At 72.2% G+C, this 16,661-nt stretch carries 14 protein-coding genes and 1 pseudogene; 6 read left to right on the forward strand and 9 right to left on the reverse strand.

Annotation, left to right across the window (positions count from 1 at the left end):
* Window positions 1-42: 42 nt before the first annotated feature.
* From AC5Y5V_RS16985 to ricR, 3 genes are all read right to left on the reverse strand, one after another.
* Window positions 43-1,029, reverse strand: coding sequence for a L,D-transpeptidase (locus tag AC5Y5V_RS16985; RefSeq protein ID WP_499937489.1), 987 nt, complete (start codon window positions 1,027-1,029; stop codon window positions 43-45).
* 130 nt (window positions 1,030-1,159) lie between these two features.
* Window positions 1,160-2,398, reverse strand: a complete 1,239-nt coding sequence (locus tag AC5Y5V_RS16990; RefSeq protein WP_499937492.1) for an MFS transporter — start codon at window positions 2,396-2,398, stop codon at window positions 1,160-1,162.
* 118 nt (window positions 2,399-2,516) lie between these two features.
* Window positions 2,517-2,816, reverse strand: coding sequence for a copper-sensing transcriptional repressor RicR (ricR, locus tag AC5Y5V_RS16995; RefSeq protein ID WP_499937496.1), 300 nt, complete (start codon window positions 2,814-2,816; stop codon window positions 2,517-2,519).
* Between the two features lie 80 nt (window positions 2,817-2,896).
* Here ricR and ilvD point away from each other — a divergent pair, with 80 nt between their 5' ends.
* The 3 genes from ilvD to AC5Y5V_RS17010 all read left to right on the forward strand — a co-directional run bounded on the left by ilvD (window position 2,897) and on the right by AC5Y5V_RS17010 (window position 9,169).
* Entirely contained in the window at window positions 2,897-4,591 is a 1,695-nt protein-coding gene (gene ilvD / locus AC5Y5V_RS17000) for a dihydroxy-acid dehydratase (RefSeq protein ID WP_499937501.1), read from the forward strand.
* Window positions 4,592-4,973: 382 nt separating this feature from the next.
* The gene (locus AC5Y5V_RS17005; protein WP_499937504.1) at window positions 4,974-8,165 is read left to right on the forward strand and encodes a PE family protein; all 3,192 of its coding nucleotides are present in this window, start codon (window positions 4,974-4,976) and stop codon (window positions 8,163-8,165) included.
* Window positions 8,166-8,176: 11 nt separating this feature from the next.
* Window positions 8,177-9,169 carry an NAD(P)H-dependent flavin oxidoreductase gene (locus AC5Y5V_RS17010; protein WP_499937506.1) on the forward strand — a complete coding sequence of 331 codons (993 nt, stop codon included), beginning with the start codon at window positions 8,177-8,179 and terminating at the stop codon, window positions 9,167-9,169.
* Here the strand turns inward: AC5Y5V_RS17010 and AC5Y5V_RS17015 are convergent.
* A complete protein-coding gene (locus tag AC5Y5V_RS17015) occupies window positions 9,166-9,822 on the reverse strand; it encodes an O-methyltransferase (protein WP_499937508.1) in 657 nt (218 codons plus the stop codon). The two genes, AC5Y5V_RS17010 and AC5Y5V_RS17015, sit on opposite strands and share 4 nt — an antisense overlap.
* A gap of 102 nt (window positions 9,823-9,924) precedes the next feature.
* On the opposite strand from AC5Y5V_RS17015, the gene mymT reads away from it, so the two are divergent.
* On the forward strand, window positions 9,925-10,071 hold the full coding sequence (gene mymT, locus AC5Y5V_RS17020; protein ID WP_499937510.1) for a copper-binding metallothionein MymT: 147 nt from the start codon (window positions 9,925-9,927) through the stop codon (window positions 10,069-10,071).
* Here mymT and AC5Y5V_RS17025 read toward each other — a convergent pair.
* The 4 genes from AC5Y5V_RS17025 to AC5Y5V_RS17040 are packed head-to-tail and all read right to left on the reverse strand — an operon-like array spanning window position 10,064 to window position 14,323.
* Window positions 10,064-12,133 carry a beta-glucosidase gene (locus tag AC5Y5V_RS17025; RefSeq protein ID WP_499937705.1) on the reverse strand — a complete coding sequence of 690 codons (2,070 nt, stop codon included), beginning with the start codon at window positions 12,131-12,133 and terminating at the stop codon, window positions 10,064-10,066. The genes mymT and AC5Y5V_RS17025 overlap by 8 nt on opposite strands.
* 44 nt (window positions 12,134-12,177) lie before the next feature.
* Complete coding sequence (locus AC5Y5V_RS17030) at window positions 12,178-12,693, reverse strand: TIGR04338 family metallohydrolase (protein ID WP_499937513.1); 516 nt, start codon at window positions 12,691-12,693, stop codon at window positions 12,178-12,180.
* Window positions 12,690-13,439 (reverse strand): DUF2786 domain-containing protein, encoded by a 750-nt coding sequence (locus AC5Y5V_RS17035; RefSeq protein WP_499937515.1) that lies wholly within the window; start codon window positions 13,437-13,439, stop codon window positions 12,690-12,692. The genes AC5Y5V_RS17030 and AC5Y5V_RS17035 overlap by 4 nt, the downstream gene beginning before the upstream one ends.
* Window positions 13,440-13,483: 44 nt before the next feature.
* A complete protein-coding gene (locus tag AC5Y5V_RS17040; RefSeq protein ID WP_499937517.1) occupies window positions 13,484-14,323 on the reverse strand; it encodes an alpha/beta hydrolase in 840 nt (279 codons plus the stop codon).
* Between AC5Y5V_RS17040 and AC5Y5V_RS17045 the strand changes: the two genes are divergently transcribed.
* The gene (locus AC5Y5V_RS17045; RefSeq protein WP_499937518.1) at window positions 14,271-15,359 is read left to right on the forward strand and encodes a sigma-70 family RNA polymerase sigma factor; all 1,089 of its coding nucleotides are present in this window, start codon (window positions 14,271-14,273) and stop codon (window positions 15,357-15,359) included. The two genes, AC5Y5V_RS17040 and AC5Y5V_RS17045, sit on opposite strands and share 53 nt — an antisense overlap.
* 13 nt (window positions 15,360-15,372) lie before the next feature.
* Here AC5Y5V_RS17045 and AC5Y5V_RS17050 read toward each other — a convergent pair whose 3' ends face one another.
* Window positions 15,373-15,648: a hypothetical protein gene (locus tag AC5Y5V_RS17050; RefSeq protein WP_499937519.1), complete on the reverse strand. Its 276-nt coding sequence runs from the start codon at window positions 15,646-15,648 to the stop codon at window positions 15,373-15,375.
* A gap of 138 nt (window positions 15,649-15,786) precedes the next feature.
* On the opposite strand from AC5Y5V_RS17050, the pseudogene AC5Y5V_RS17055 reads away from it, so the two are divergent.
* Window positions 15,787-16,608 (forward strand): annotated as a pseudogene (locus tag AC5Y5V_RS17055) (serine/threonine-protein kinase); the annotation flags it as partial.
* Window positions 16,609-16,661: the final 53 nt, after the last annotated feature.

Consider the following 16,661-nt stretch of genomic DNA (forward strand, 5'->3'; position numbering starts at 1 on the left):
AAGCGCCGCAAACGCCCGCAAACAGCGCCGGCGAAGCGAAGGTCAGAGCTCCCAGTCGTTGGAGCCGTCGTTCTTGGGCACGCCGACGGAGTTCTTGACGACGATCGGGTCGCCACTGCCGAAGTTGTCGAAGAACCACTTCGCATTGGCAGGACTCAGGTTGATGCAGCCGTGGCTGACGTCGCGTTTGCCCTGGTCGCCGACGGACCATGGCGCGCTGTGCACGAAGTTGCCGCTGTTGTCGAAGCGGACGGCATCCGACACGGTCACTTTGTAGCCGTTGGCCGAGTTGACGGGCACGCCGTAGGTCGACGAGTCCATCACCACGGTCGGCATCTTCTCGAGCACGTAGTAGGTGCCATTGGCGGTCTGGTGACCGCCCGCGGCCATACCCATCGACATGGGGAACGTCTGCACCACGGTCCCGTTGCGGGTGATCGTCATCTGGTGGGTCGCATCGTCGGCCACGGCGATCAGCGAGTCACCGGTGCGGAAACTCGACAGGGCGCCGGCGGCGTCGATGTTCACCGCGGTGTTGGGCGGCCAGAACGCCAGCGGGCGCCACCGCACCTGCGTCGGGGTCAGCCAGTAGAACTTGCCCGGCACCGGCGGGATCGACGAAATGTGGATGGCCCGCTCGGCCATGGCCTGGTCGGCAATCGGCACGGCGAAGTTGATGATGATCGGCTTGGCCACACCGACCATCGCGCCGTTCACCGGATTGAACGTCGGCGGCCGGAACGGGGGCGCGCCGGTGAACGGCGTCGGGTCCTGTCCGGCGACCGGACCGCTGGGAACCGCGGCCGGAACGGGCTCGCCGGGCGGCGGCGGCAGGGGTGCGTCGGGCGGGGGCGGAGGCGCCAGCCACGGCGGCAATGCCAGCGGCGGCGGGGGTGCGTCGGCGGGCGCCACGACCGGGCCCGGGTCGGGGGCCGGCGGGTCTGGGTCTGCCACTGCGGTGGCCGCGAACAACACCGACATCAGCAGGCTCACAGCGGCAAGGAGGGTGCCCCTCATCCAGTGCGACATAGGCATTTCTCGGCGGTCCTCCAGTTCTCAGTCTCGGACCAGTGTGGCACAGCACAACGGCCAGCTACCTAATTCGGACGCCGCCAAACCGCTTACAAGACGGCAAAAAACCGACCTTGAACTGCGGAGATCAGTCCTCCTGTGAAGTTGGCTCCGCAACGTCCAGCACCCGCCGGTTCACCGCCATGCCGACCAACGCGATGCCCACCAGCGCCGCGGAGGCGGTCAGCATTCCCGCCACGCTGCGCTCGCCCAGCAGGCCGCCGGCCAACGGGCCCGCCATCATGCCCACCTGAAACGCGGTCACGTACATGCCGGACGCGCCGTCGGGGTCGTCGGCGCCGCTGCGCATCGCCGCGGATTGCAGCATCGGCGTCACGGCCATCGCCATGGCGCCCCACAGCACGATCGCACCGGTCCCGATCACCAACGCCGTCGTCGCGGAGCGATGCCAGCCGAAGGCCAGGGCGGCCAGCACCGCCAGCGCGATCGTCAGGCCTGCCATGCAGACGATGACCGCGCCTTTGGGCCGACGGTCCAGCGGTCGCGCCACCATGGCCAGCGCGAGCACCCCGGCGATGCCGTAGGCGGCCAACAACCAGGCGACGTTGGGTCCGCGCACGCCCACGACCTGACGGATGATCACCAAGAAATAGGTGTAGGAGACGAAGTGTCCGGTGACGCCGACCATGGTGATCAGGCTGACGATGATCAGCGCCCGGTTGCGGTGATGCGTCGACCGTCGGCCCACGTACTGCAGCTGGTCCTCACTGAGCGTCATCTGGGGCAGCACCAGCCACGCCGCCACGGTCAGCACGGCGGCCGCGACCGTCAGGCACACCGCCGCCAGCCGCCAACCCCACATCAGGCTCAAGGCCGCGGTCAGCGGGCTACCGACCACCAACACCAGGCTGGTCCCGATATACGTCGACGCCGTCGCCCGCCCGGCATGCGAGGCCGGCACCAGACGCGTCGCGATCGGTGCGATGACCGACAGCAGCAGGCCGTGGGTGATCGCGCACAGCACCCGCCCCGCGGCCAGCACCGCGAAGGTGGGCGCCAGCGCCGATACGAGTTGCGACGTGGTCAGGCAGAACAGGCTCACCAGGAGCGCCCGCCGGCGCGGCCAATGCGCGGTCCAGCGCACCAGCGGAACCGTCGTCACCGCCGCCACCCCCGCATAGCAGGACACCAGGGCGCCGACCAGGAACAGGCTGACCTTGAGATCTTTCGCGATCGCCGACAGGGCGCTCACCGGCAGCAGCTCGGCGGTGACATAGATGAAGGCCGCGGCGGCCAGCACGGACAGCTGCACGGCGATCCGTGGCGTCCACGTGCGCGCGGGGGCGGCGGTTCCGGTTTCGGTCATGGTAGGCGTCTCGCGGTTCTCGCCCGGGCTGCGCTTTTGCACCCGGCCCGATCACGCTGACCCTAACCGTACGCACTGCGACGACGGGTTTTAACCACCTATGGGATTCAACACGCGGTCAGGAACGAACGAGGCGCGCAATGGCGGCCGAGGCCTCCGCAAGCTTGTCGTCCGCTTCGCTGCCGCCCTCGGCCACCGCCCGCGTCACGCAGTGGTTCAAATGCTCGTCGAGCAGATTGAGCGCCACCGACCGCAGCGCGCTGTTGACGGCGCTGACCTGGGTGAGGACGTCGATGCAGTATTTGTCCTCCTCGATCATCCGCGCGATGCCCCGGACCTGGCCCTCGATGCGCCGCAGCCGCTTGGCATAGTCGTCCTTCTGCTGGGAGTATCCGTGTTCGGTGGAGGTAGCGGTCACGTTCGCCAGCATACCGGATATACCCTAGCGGGGTATAACCCGTGGTATTTCCGCCCGCGCGGACACCGCATACTTGAACGATGACCGGCCCCGACATCAAACCCCGCAGTCGCGACGTCACCGACGGCCTGGAGAAGGCCGCCGCCCGCGGCATGCTGCGGGCGGTAGGCATGGGCGACGAGGATTTCGCCAAGGCCCAGATCGGGGTCGCGTCGTCGTGGAACGAAATCACGCCGTGCAACCTGTCGCTGGACCGGCTGGCCAAGGCCGTCAAGGAGGGCGTGTTCGCCGCGGGCGGCTACCCGCTCGAGTTCGGGACGATCTCGGTGTCCGACGGCATCTCGATGGGCCACGAGGGGATGCACTTCTCGCTGGTCTCGCGCGAGGTGATCGCGGACAGCGTGGAGACCGTGATGCAGGCCGAGCGACTCGACGGGTCGGTACTGCTGGCCGGCTGCGACAAGTCCCTGCCCGGCATGCTGATGGCCGCCGCCCGCCTGGACCTGGCGGCGGTGTTCCTCTACGCGGGCTCGATCCTGCCGGGCGTGGCCAAGCTGTCCGACGGCAGCGAGCGTGAAGTGACCATCATCGACGCGTTCGAGGCGGTCGGCGCGTGCTCGCGCGGGCTGATGAGCCGCGAGGACGTGGACGCCATCGAGCGCGCGATCTGCCCCGGCGAGGGCGCGTGCGGCGGCATGTACACGGCCAACACCATGGCCAGCGCCGCCGAGGCGCTGGGCATGTCGCTGCCGGGCAGCGCGGCTCCCCCGGCGACCGACCGTCGCCGCGACGGGTTCGCCCGCCGCAGCGGCCAGGCCGTCATCGAACTGCTGCGCCAGGGCATCACGGCGCGCGACATCATGACGCAGGGTGCGTTCGAGAACGCGATCGCGGTGGTGATGGCATTCGGCGGCTCCACCAACGCGGTGCTGCACCTGCTGGCCATCGCGCACGAGGCCGACGTCGAGCTCTCCCTCGACGACTTCAGCCGGATCGGCGCCAAGGTGCCGCACCTGGCCGACGTCAAGCCGTTCGGCCGGCACGTCATGTCCCACGTCGACCACATCGGCGGCGTGCCGGTGGTGATGAAAACCCTGCTGGACGCGGGCCTGTTGAACGGCGACTGCCTGACGGTGACCGGTAAGACGGTGGCCGAGAACCTCGCCGACATCGCCCCGCCCGACCCGGACGGCAAGGTGCTGCGCGCCCTGGACAACCCGATCCACCCGACCGGCGGCATCACCATCCTGCGCGGTTCGCTGGCGCCCGAGGGCGCGGTGGTCAAGACGGCCGGCTTCGATTCCGACGTGTTCGAAGGCACCGCAAGGGTTTTCGACGGCGAGCGGGCCGCCCTGGACGCCCTCGAAGACGGCACCATCACCCACGGTGACGCCGTCGTGATCCGCTACGAAGGCCCCAAGGGCGGGCCCGGCATGCGCGAGATGCTCGCCATCACTGGCGCGATCAAGGGCGCCGGGCTCGGCAAGGACGTGCTGCTGCTGACCGACGGCCGGTTCTCCGGCGGGACGACCGGCCTGTGCGTAGGGCACATCGCGCCCGAGGCCGTCGACGCCGGGCCCATCGCCTTCCTGCGCGACGGCGACCGGATCCGTCTCGACGTCAAGGCGGCCACTCTGGACGTGCTGACCGACGCCGACGAATTCGCCGCTCGGGGAGAGGGTTTCAGGCCTCCCCCGCCGCGCTACAAGACCGGCGTGCTGGCCAAGTACGTCAAGCTGGTCGGCTCGGCGGCGATCGGCGCGGTCTGCGGCTAGGCGTACGGTTTCGCCGCGCTGCGGCCCGTCGCTTGCCCGCGAGAGCGCCCGCGGAACGACGCCGGCGTCAGCTCGCAGCCCCGTCCGCCTTCACATCGCCGCACCTCACCGGCACCCCATCGGGGCATCGGCCAGGATCTTCTTGGCGACCGCGGACAGCTGCCTACGGGAATTGCGTTTCGACACGCACACAGCTGGTTGCCGATCCTTGCCGAAATCCCACCTCAAGGGCCCCACATGCCGACCATCCACACACCCGGCCGGGGTACGGGCGTTAGAGCCGCAACTGTGTTTCCGCGCTTTTCGGCACCCGCGTCAATTCCAGCCGATAGCATCGGGCCACCCGTTGCTCGGGGGAGCCCTGATGACTCGCGAGGTGCTAATGACTCACGTCCTGATTTCACCAGAGAGCGTTGCCGTCGCGGCCGCTGACGTCGACCGCCTCCGCGGTTTGCTGGCCAACGCCAACTCCGCCGCGGCGGGCACCACCACGAACCTGGCCCGCGCGGCGGCCGACGAGGTGTCGACGGCCGTGGCGACGCTGTTTTCCGAGCACGCCAGCGAGTATCAGGCGCTGGCCGCGCAGGCTTCGACGTTCCATGAGCAGTTCACGCGCAACCTGCTGTCCGGTGTGCATGCGTATGCCGCCACCGAGGCCGCCAGCGCGGCGGACGGCCTGCTGGGGCTCGTCAACACGCCCACCATGCTGCTGCTCGGCCGCCCGCTGGTCGGCAACGGCGCCAACGGAACGACGGTCAACGGCGTCGGCACGGCCGGCGGCGCCGGCGGCATCCTGTACGGCAACGGCGGCAACGGCGGGGCCAGCACCAACGCCGGGGCAACCGGTGGCGCCGGCGGCGCGGCGGGGCTCATCGGCAACGGCGGCAACGGCGGCATGGGCGGCGCCGGCGGCAACGGCGGCGCCGGGGGCGCCGGCGGATCGCTGTCGGGCATCGGTGGCGCCGGCGGCGCGGGCGGAGCCGGAATCGCCGGCCTGGCCGGCAACGCCGGCGGTGCCGGAGGCAACGGCGGCGTCGGCGGCAGTGGCGGGCTATTCGGCCAGGGCGGCGTCGGTGGGGCCGGCGGCGACGGCGGCGACGGCGGCGACGCCGGCCCGGCCAGCACCGGGAAAGGCGTCACGGGTGGCACCGGCGGCAACGGCGGGGTCGGCGGCGCCGGGGGCAACGCGGGCGTCTCCGGCACCAACGGCAGCGGTGGGCGCGGCGGCGACGGCGGAATCGGCGGAGTCGGTGGCACCGGCGCTGCCGACACCGGCACCGGCGCCGGCAGCGGCGGCCACGGTGGCACGGGCGGCGACGCCGGCGCCGGTGGCGCGGCCGGGACCGGCGGTCGTGGTGGTACGGCGGGCACCTACGGCGACGGCGGCATGGGCGGCACCGGAGGCCTGGGCGGGGCCGGGGCCAGCGCCGCGGCGGGCACCGGCGGTAACGGCACCAACGGCGGCGCCGGTGGCTGGGGCGGGGCCGGCGGCAACAGCGGCGCCGGTGGCACCAACGGCAGCGGCGGCACGGGCGGCGTCGGCGGCACGGGTGGGGCGGGCGGTTCAGGCACCGCGGACACCGGTAGCGGCGCCGGCGACGGCGGCAAGGGAGGCGATGGCGGCGAGGGCGGCGTCAACGGACTCGCGGGCAGGGGCGGCACGGGCGGCACGATCGGCACCGGCGGCGCCGGCGGCACCGGCGGTGCGGGCGGGGCCGGCGCGGCGGGCCTCGCCGACTCCGGGCACCAAGGCGGCAACGGCGGCCTCGCCGGCGCCGGCGGCAACGGTGGCGGCGCGACCAAGGGCGGCACCAACGGCGCCGGCGGCACGGGTGGGGTCGGCGGAGCCGGCGGCACGGGCGGCTCCGGCACCCCGGACACGGGTTCCGGCGGCGGCCAGGGCGGCTACGGGGGCGACGGCGGCCAGGGCGGTTACGGTGGCTGGGCCGGGAAGGGCCCCGGCGCCGTCGCCGCTGCGGGCACGGGCGGCGTCGGTGGCGCGGGCGGGGCGGGCGGCACGGGCGCTGAAGCCGGGTCCAGCGGCTACGCCGGCTACGGCGGCGACGGCGGCGACGGCGGGTACGGCGGTTACGGCGGCAATGGCGAGACGGGCCCGGGCGGCACGGGCGGCGCCGGCGGTACGGGCGGCGCCGCCGGCGCGGGCGGCATGTCCAGCAGCGGCCAGGCCGCGTATGGCACCGGCGGGACCGGTGGCACCGGCGGCCAGGGCGGCTTCGGCGGTGCCGGCGACCTCGAACAAGTCGGCGGCACCGGCGGGAACGGCGGCGTCGGCGGCACCGGCGGGAACAGTGGAGCCGGCGGAACGGCCGGCAACGGCGGCGTCGGCGGCACCGGCGGGGGCGGCGGCTGGGGCGGCCCGGGCAACTACCAGCAAAACGGCTTCGCGGGCGGCGCGGGCGGTAACGGCGGCACCGGCGGAGAGCCTGGCACCGGCGGGGCCGCGGGTGTCGGCGGCAACGGCGGCACCGGCGGCGTCGGCGGTGGCGGCGGCTACGGCGGCACGGGCCAGGATTCGGCCGGCGCCGTGGGCGGCACGGGCGGCACCGGCGGTACGGGCGGCAATCCCGGCACCGGCGGGATCGGCGGCAACGGCGGCGACGGCGGCGTCGGCGGCCAGGGCGGCCAGGGCGATACCGGCGAATCGACGGCCGGCTGGGCGGGCGGTACCGGCGGCACCGGCGGCACCGGCGGGCTCGCGGGTCCCGGCGGCCTGGCAGCGGGCAACGGCGGCCAAGGCGGCAGCGGCGGCTACGGCGGCTACGGCGGCAGCGGCGGTACTGACCAGACGGGCTATGCCGGCGGCGCCGGCGGAGCCGGAGGCACCGGAGGCGTCGGAGGTGTGGCCGGTGTCGGAGCCAACAACGGCAGCGGTGGCGCCGGCGGCGGCGGTGGCCACGGCGGCTCCGGCGGCTACGGCGGGATCGACGGCTCCACCGATGACGGCCTGATGGGCGGCACCGGCGGCGCGGGCGGCGGCGGCGGCGCGGGCGGACAACCCGGCTCGGGCACCGGCAGCGCGGGCAGCATCGGCGGCGCGGGCGGCGGCGGGACCGGCGGCGACGGCGGCATCGGCGGCCCCGGCTACAACTCCAACAACGCCGGTCCCGGCGGGGAGGGCGGCCAGGGCGGCACCGGGGCCGACGGCGCTCCGGGCCAGGCGGGCGGCGCGGGCGGGTCCGGCGGCACCGGTGGTCTCGGCGGCACCGCGTCGGGCAGCGGCAACGGCGGCAACGGCGGCCTTGGCGGGACCGGTGGCACGGGTGGCAACGGCGGAAACGGCGCAGTTGCCGGCCAAGCCGGGGGCGCGGGCGGAAACGGCGGAACCGCCGGGAACGGCGGCGCCGGCGGGAAGTCGTCCGGCGGCGGCAACGGCGGCGATGGCGGCACCGGCGGCACCGGCGGGGACGGAGGCGACGGCGGCGACGGCAACGGCGCGGTCGGTGGCGACGGCGGGACGGGCGGCCAGGGCGGCCACGGGGGCGTTGGCACCGCGCCCAACGGCACCAACGGCGGCCCCGGCGGCCCCGGCCAGGACGGTGCTGACGGCCTGTAACGTCGGCGGCAATGACCGCCACCACCGACATCCTCGACCGGCTGCGCCTCGACGTTCCGGTGAGCCAGGCGGGCATGGGTGGCCTGGCGGGTGCGCCGCTGGCCGCCGCGGTCGCCAAGGCCGGCGGCCTGGGCACGCTGGGGCTGGCCACGCCGTGGCAGTTGCGGGCTTCGATCGACCGGGTGCGCACGGAGGCGCCGGGCCGGGCCGTCGCGGTAAACCTGTTGATGCGCTTCGTCGGTCGCCGCCACATCGAGGTGTGCGTCGACAGCCGGGTGGACGTCGCGGTGCTGGCGTTCGGCGAGACCCGCAGCGTCGTCGAGCACCTGCGTGAGGCCGGGATCTTCGTCTTCGTGATGGTCGGCAGCCGGGCACAGGCGCGTCGCGCCATCGGCTGGGGCGCCGACGGCCTGATCGCGCAGGGGCGCGAGGCCGGCGGTCACCTGGTGGGCGCCGAGCCGGCGCTGGAGTTCCTGCCGCGGGCGCTGGCCGCGGCCCGGACCCGCCCGGTGTTTCTGGCCGGCGGCATCGCCGACGCCTCCGACACCGACGCGGCGCTGGCGGCGGGAGCCAGCGGCGTCGTCGCCGGCACCCGCTTCCTGCTCACCCACGAGGTCAACGCCAACAGCGAGTATCAGCGGCGAATCATGAACGCCGACAGGACCATCGAGACCAACCTGTTCGGACTGACCTGGCCGCTGCGGCATCGGGTGATCCCCAACGCCGCCACCCGCCGCTGGTGCCGCGACGACGGCCGCGCCAAGACGCTGCCCGCCATGCTCAACGCGGCCAGCCGGCCGATGGCGGCGCCGCTCTACCGCGAGCTGGGCGACGTAGTGCGGCTGCAGTCACCGCGCCGGCCGCTGTTCTCACCCGCGGCGCCGGACCGCCGGATGCCCGACTCGTGGGTCGACCGCGCGGCGCTGTACGCCGGCGAAACGGCGCTGCGGCTGGGCAGGATCACCTCCGCCGCGCAGGCCGTGCAGGATCTGACGCCGCGCTAACTGACCCGCGCGATAGCGAAGCCGTCCCAGCCCTTCGCCCCGACCGTCTGCAGCGCCGCGGTGTCCAGCCGCGGATGCTCGCCCATCACCTGCAGGGTCTGACGCGTCGCGGTGACCCTCGGATCATCGGACTCGGTCAGTATCTGGCCGTCGCGAATCACGTTGTCCACCACGATGACCGAGCCCGGTCGGGTCAGCCGCAGTGCCCAGTCCAGGTAGGCGAGGTTGTTCTCCTTGTCGGCGTCGATGAACACCAGGTCGAAGGGGCCACCCGTCACCGTCGGCAGCGTGTCCAGCGCGGCACCGACCAGCACCTCCACCCGGTCGGCCAACCCGGCCCGCTCCAGGTTGGCCTTGGCGACCTCGGCGTGCCTGGGCTCGTACTCCAGCGTGGTGACGCGCCCCTGCGGCCCCGCGCCACGCGCCAGCCAGATGGTGCTGAAACCACCCAGCGTGCCGAACTCGAGGATGCGGCGGGCACCGATCGCGCCGGCCAGCAGGCTCAGGAACTTGCCCTGCTGCACCGACACGGCGATGGGCGGCAGGCCCGCCGCGTTGCTGGCCTGGACCGCCTCCGCCAGCACCGGATCCTCGGCGATCAGCGTGGTGTCCAGAAACGCGTCGACGTCTTGCGGTGTGGGAGTTTCGGGCATGCCGTCCAAACTAGCGCGGCGCCGATCCTTGCCAGATACCCCTACCGGGTATAGGGTTGCAAGCGCAACACCAAGTCACCCAGACAGATAGGGGATTACGAAATGACTGACTACGCACCGGGAACCCTGCTGACCTGCGGCCACGACGGCTGCGGCTGCCGCGTTCGCGTCGAGGTCGAATGCCACTGCTCCGGTTCGGGCGAGAGTTACCGCTGCGTCTGCGGCGAAGAGCTCGTCGAGGTCAAGTAGCGAACACCCGGCCGGCCAGCTCGATGTCGGCGCGCAGCTTCAGGGCCGCCGCCGAGGCCCCGACGGCCACGGCGTACCGCCCCGGGGTGATGCGCCAGCCCGGGGCGGCGCCGTCGTAGCGCGCGAGCAGGCGGGGATCCGCCGCGATGGTCACCCGCCTGCTCTCGCCGGGTTCCAGCTGCACCCGCTCAAACCCGAGCAGCCGCAACCGCGGTCCGGCCGGCGCGGCGGTCAGGTACAGCTGCGGGACGTCCGCGCCGCCGCGAGCGCCGGCGTTGCGCACGGTGAAGCTCGCCGTCACGGTATCGGAGGCGTTCACCGTCAGGTCGCGATACTCGAACGCGGTGTAGGACAACCCGTGTCCGAACGCGAACATCGGGACCCGGGCCTGCGCGGCGAACCAGCGGTAGCCGACGTCGGCGCCCTCGAAGTAGTCGACGGTGTTCGGCGTCCCGACGGGCTCGCCCAGGCCGGGCAGCTCGGGACGCGGCGTCTGGTCGAGACCGACCGGAAACGTGATCGGCAGCCGACCCGACGGGTTCACCTGTCCGGCAAGGACTTCCGCGATCGCCCGGCCGCCGGCCTGGCCCGGATACCACGCCTGCACGACGGCGTTCACCGAATCGCGCCACGGCATCGCCACCGGATTGCCCGTCTGCAGCACCACGACGGTGTTGGGATTGACCTCCGCGACGGCGGCGATCACCTCGTCCTGCCCCCACGGCAGCGAAAGGTCGGCCGCGTCGAGGCCCTCCCCCTCGACGCGGATCGCGACGACGATCGCGACGTCCGCCCGCCGCGCCGCCAACACGGCCTCGGCCGGGCTGACGCCGGGGTCGAAGTCGATCTGCGCATCGGGGATCTGCTTTCTCAGCTCGTCCAGCGGGCTCGACGGCAACAGGTACAGATTGCGCAGGCCGCCCGCCAGCCCGGGGCCGCCGATCGGGATCACCTCCGCGTACCCGCCGGGCGGAACGACGGCGCTGGAGCCGCAGCCCGTCGGCACCCCGCGATGCGCATACCCGCCGATGACGGCGACGCGGGCCGACGGCGCCAGGGGAAGCGCGCCGCGGTTGGCCAGCAACACGATGCCCTGCCGCGCCACCTGCAGCGCAATCTCGTTGTGCGCCGCCATATCCGGCTCGGCGACCGACTCCCACCGGTCGACGCCGACCGCGAACATCGACCGCAGGATCCGCCGCACCATGTCCGACAACCGCTCCCTGGGCAGCCTGCCGTCGGCGTAAGCGCTCCGCAGGGGCTCGGTGAACGCCTCCGACTGCCAGAACACCGCATCGATCTGGGCGCCGCACTCCTGGTCGAGACCGCTCAGCGCGCACTCCCAGCCCGGTGTCCCGCCCCAGTCGGACATCACCCAGCCGCGGTATCCCCAGTCGCCTTTCAGCACCTGGTTCAGCAAGATGTCGTTGGCCGCGGCGTAGTCGCCGTTGACCTTGTTGTAGGCCGCCATGACGGCACCGGGCTGCGCGCGCTCGATCGCGATCTGGAAGGCCAGCAGGTCCGATTCGCGGTGCGCGTCGGGGTCGATGATCGCGTCCAGCCAGTGCCGGTTGGTCTCGTTGCAGTTCAGCGAGTAGTGCTTGACCGTCGAGATGACGCCCTGGTGCTGGATGCCGGTGACCGACGCCGCCGCGATCACGCCGGTCAAAAGCGGGTCCTCCGAAAGGTATTCGAAGTTGCGGCCGTTGCGCGGATCGCGGGCCAGGTTCATGGCGCCGGCCAGCTGCACGTTGAACCCGCGCCAGCGCGCCTCCCTGCCGATCACCGACCCCGCGGCCCGGGCCAGCCCCGGGTCGAAACCGGCGGCCAGCGCCAGACCCGCCGGCAGCGCGGTGGCGGTGTCACCGGCCCGGAAGCCGGGGTTGGTGACGCCCAGCCCCGCGTCGCTCATCCGCAGCGCCGGAACGCCAAGCCGGGGAACCCCCGGCACGTACGCGGCGCTCATCGGAACGTCTGGCGGGATCCGCTCGTCGCGCACCGGCCACATCTCACCGGCGCCCATCACCCCGACGAGCAGCGAGAACCGCTCGTCGTCGGTCATCTGCGCTTCGACCGAGCGCGCCCGGGCGTCGGGATCGTCGGGATCTAGCTCCACCGCACCCCCTCCTTCGCGTAGACGACGCGCAGCACGTGCCCAAGTTCGGCGCCCATCACCAGCTCCGCGAGCGTGCAGAACGTCGCGACGAACTGCGGACCGTGCGGCGGCTGCGTCTGGCACAAATGGTGCGCCACTTCGTGCAGCACCACCAGCTCGCGCATCGCCCAGTCGGCGGTGTCGCGGTCGGGAACCGCGATGGTGCCTGCGCCGTCGCGATTTTCGTAGTGCGCGGCGGTGGCCGCCCGCCGGGCCCGCACCCGCAGGGACGACACCCCGGGCCAGTTGCGGCGCACCGCCGGCAGCGCCAGCACGTCGTCGACGTAGCGCTGCACGGACTCCACCGACCCGAACCGCGCCTCCGGCGGCAGCGTCAACTGCGTGCCGAAGAAGTCCACCGCGCGGGAGCCGTGCTCGGCGGCCCGGTCGAACATCGTCCGGACGAAGTCCTCGGCCGCATAAACCTTGGCGCGCTGGGAATCCCGCGGCGAGGCCGCCTGGGTCACCGGCCCAGCGCGCTCCGCGCCCCGGGCAGCTCGGGGCTGTTGCCGAGCCTCGCATGCCGGCCGGCGCGGTCACCGGCGCGCCGCGCCGCCGACGAATAACCCGCCGTCGCGCTGCTGGCGCGCCAGGTGCCCCGCGCCTTCGAGGCGCCGCGATAGTAGTCGCGCAGCTCTAACTCCTTGTCCCGCAAGGCGATCGCCGTGCCAGGCGCGCGGCTACGATCCTTGGCGACCTCCTGCTGGGCCTGCTCGCGGGCCTCGGCCAGCCGCTGGCCGACCCGGACTCCGAACGCGAGCTGGAAGTTGAGCCGCGCGGTGATCGTCGGCGTGGGCCGGTGCGCGCCCGAGGCCAGGTAGCCGTCCGACGCGCGCACCATCTGGACCACCAGGCTGGCGTACAACGCGTGGGTCGCGTCGATGTCCTCGGTGAACCCGTAGGCGTAGACGAACGTCGAATTCGACGCGATGTCGCAGCGCACGTCGTTGGCGGCCGCGATCAGCACGAAAAGCTGCACGTACGTCCGCAGCCCGCGGGTGCCGGCGGTGCCGATGGTGACGGTGCGCTGCGTGGGCGCCTGCGCGGGTGAACGGTTGGCCGCATGCGACCGGGCCACCGCCAGGTCGATGGAGGCCGCCGTGGCCAGCCGCTGCGCGGCACCCATGAACGCGTCCGCCTCATGCGGGTTGTCCGTGCCCTCGGCCTGACGCAGCAGCGCGGCAATGCGCGCCAGCATTTTGTCGTCGGTCATATCGCCAAGCTAGTGCAGGGGTATGACAACTCGGGGACGCCGCCTCACAGCCGCTTGTTGATCCAGGTCACCACGTCGTCGAGCACCTGGTCGCGCTCCGGCTCGTTGAACACCTCGTGGTACAGCCCGGGATACACCTTGAGCTCGACGTCGTTGGATCCCACGCATTCCACCAGGCGGTGACTGCCGGCGACGGGGATCAGCTTGTCGTCGGAGCCGTGCACCACCAGCAGCGGCGCCGTCAGCGCCGGGGCCCGCTGCGGCATGGTCTCGCCGACTTGTAGCAGCGCCCGGCCCAGACCGGCGGGCACCCGCCCGTGGTAGACCAGCGGGTCGCTGTCGTAGGCCGCCACCACCTCTGGGTCGCGGGAAATGGCGGTGAAGTCCAGCGCCTGCACCGGCAGACCGGGCGCCAGGATGCCGAGTCCCTTGGCGGCGAGCACCACCAGCGGACTCACCATCTCCTGGGCGGCCACTGCCGGACCGGACAGCACCATCAGGTCGTAGTTGTCCGGGCGCTCCACGCCATAGGCGAAGACGATCCCGCCGCCCATACTGTGCCCCAGCACGATGCACTTGAGGCCGGGATTCTCCCGCTTGGCGATGCCCACCAGCGTGTCGAAGTCGGCGGTGAACTCGCTGACATCCCGCACCATCACCCGCTTGCCGCCGGAGCGCCCGTGCCCCCGGTGGTCCAGCGCGTAGGTGATCAACCCGGCCTCGCCGAACCGCTGCGCGACATGGTCGTAGCGCCGCGCATGCTCGCCAAACCCGTGCGCCAGCACGACGAGGGCTTTCGGCGGTGTGTCCGGCGTCCACACGTCGTAGACGATGCGCACGCCGCCCACGCCGTCGAAATTGCGTTCAGTGCGGTTGGTAGTCATTACGGGCAGCGTAATGGCTCCCCGGGCGGGTTTGTCGGGAACTCTAAGTAGGCTCTTTTGCGTGAGTGTGCTCGCGGAAGATTCCGATGCAGATTTCGCCACGCACGCAGAACCGTACCGCCGTGAACTGCTGGCGCACTGCTACCGGATGACGGGGTCGCTGCACGACGCGGAGGACCTGGTGCAGGAGACGTTGCTGCGCGCCTGGAAAGCCTACGACCGGTTCGAGGGCAAGTCGTCGATCCGGACCTGGCTGCACCGGATCGCCACCAATACCTGCCTGAGCGCGCTGGAAGGCCGGGCGCGACGGCCGCTGCCGACGGGGCTGGGCACGACCAGCTCGGACCCGACGGCCGAGCTGGTCGAACGCGCCGAGGTGCCCTGGCTGGAACCGCTGCCGGAGCCCACCGACCATCCCGCCGATCCGTCGGTCATCGTCGGGTCGCGGGAGTCGGTGCGGTTGGCGTTCGTCGCCGCGCTGCAGCACCTGTCGCCCCGCCAGCGCGCGGTGCTGCTGTTGCGTGACGTGCTGCAGTGGAAGGCCGCCGAGGTGGCCGACGCGATCGGCACCACCACCGTCGCCGTCAACAGTCTGCTGCAGCGCGCCCGGTCGCAGCTGGAGGCCGTCGGGCCCAGCACCGACGACCGGCTGATCGCGCCGGACTCCGCCGAGGCGCAGGACAGGCTGGGCCGCTACGTCGCGGCCTTCGAGACGTACGACATCGACCGACTGGTGGAGCTGTTCACCGCCGACGCGATCTGGGAGATGCCGCCGTACACCGGCTGGTACCGGGGCGCGCGGGACATCATCACGCTCATCCATCAGCAGTGTCCCGCCGACGGCGCCGGCGACATGCGGATGCTGCCGCTGATCGCCAACGGCCAGCCCGCCGCCGCCATGTACATGCGCCAGGGCGCCGTGCACGTGCCCTTCCAGCTGCACGTCCTGGACATGATGGCCGACGGCGTGTCACACGTGGTGGCGTTCCTGGACAACGCCCTGTTCGCGAAGTTCGGGCTGCCGGCGACGATCTGACGACGGGCGCGGGTCAGCCGGCCGACCGGATGGACTCGAGGAGTGCGTGCAGCCGGGGCGTGTCGCGGTGATGGGCGTATGCGCTGAGCCAGTCGGTCAGCCTGGCCGCCAGCGCGGGGCTCACCGGCACACCCTCGCGGTGGATCGCCCTCAGCATCCGCTCGATTGCGGAGTACGAATAGCCCGCGCCGATCGCGGTGTAGATGTCGATGCGATCGCCGTCCGGGACCAGCAGACAGGCGATATCGGCCAGGTCCCACGCCAGATCGGTCTCAGCCCGGTCGTCCACCTGATCCATTGTCCAGCAAGCCGGGTGGTAGAGCGCCGGGCGAACGTGAACACTTGTGTTACGCCTTGTGCAGATGACCGTGCATCAACCGGACACTCGGCAGAAGGCCCAGCAGCCGGGAAATGAGAGGCGCTACCCATGACCGATCCGCCGCCGGGAACCCCGTTCGGCCGTTACCGGCTCATCGAATTGCTGGGCCGCGGCGGGATGGGCGAGGTCTGGCGAGCCTTCGACACCGCCACCGACCGGATCGTCGCGCTGAAGGTGCTGCCGCAGCACCTGTCCCATGACGAGCTGTTTCAGCAGCGGTTCCGCCGCGAAGCGCACGCGGCGGCCGGTCTGAACGATCCGCATGTGATCCCGATCCACTTCTACGGCGAGATCGACGGGCGACTGTTCGTGGACATGCGGCTGATCGAGGGCCGCGACCTGCAGAGCACGCTGAACGACGGCCCGCTCGAGCCCGACCGGGCGGTTCGGATCGTCGAGCAGGTCGCCAGGGCATTGCATGCCGCACACAAAGCGGGCCTGGTGCACCGCGACGTAAAGCCGTCGAACATCTTGCTCGACGAACACGACTACGCCTACCTGATCGATTTCGGGATCGCACGCACCGCCGGCGAGACCGGTCTCACGGGAACCGGCTCGTTCGTGGGCTCCTGGCACTACATGGCCCCCGAGCGATTCAGCGCCAACGATGCCGACGCCCGCGCCGACGTCTACTCGCTGGCCTGCGTGCTCTACCAGTGCCTGACCGGAACGCAGCCGTACCCCGGTGACAGCCTCGAGCAGCAGTACGCGGGACACGTCCACGCGCCACCCCCGCGGCCGTCGAGAAGCCACCCGGCCCTGTCCGGGTTCGACCCGGTGACCGACAGGGGCCTCGCTAAAGACCCCAGCCAGCGGTTTGCCAGCACGCTGGAGTTGGCCTACGCGGCCCGCGGCGCCGCCACCGACCCGATTCCGCGACAGGCGCCGACGCTACAGGCGCCGACGGTACGCGCGCAGCAACC

Source organism: Mycobacterium sp. NGS68, from assembly GCF_059812195.1.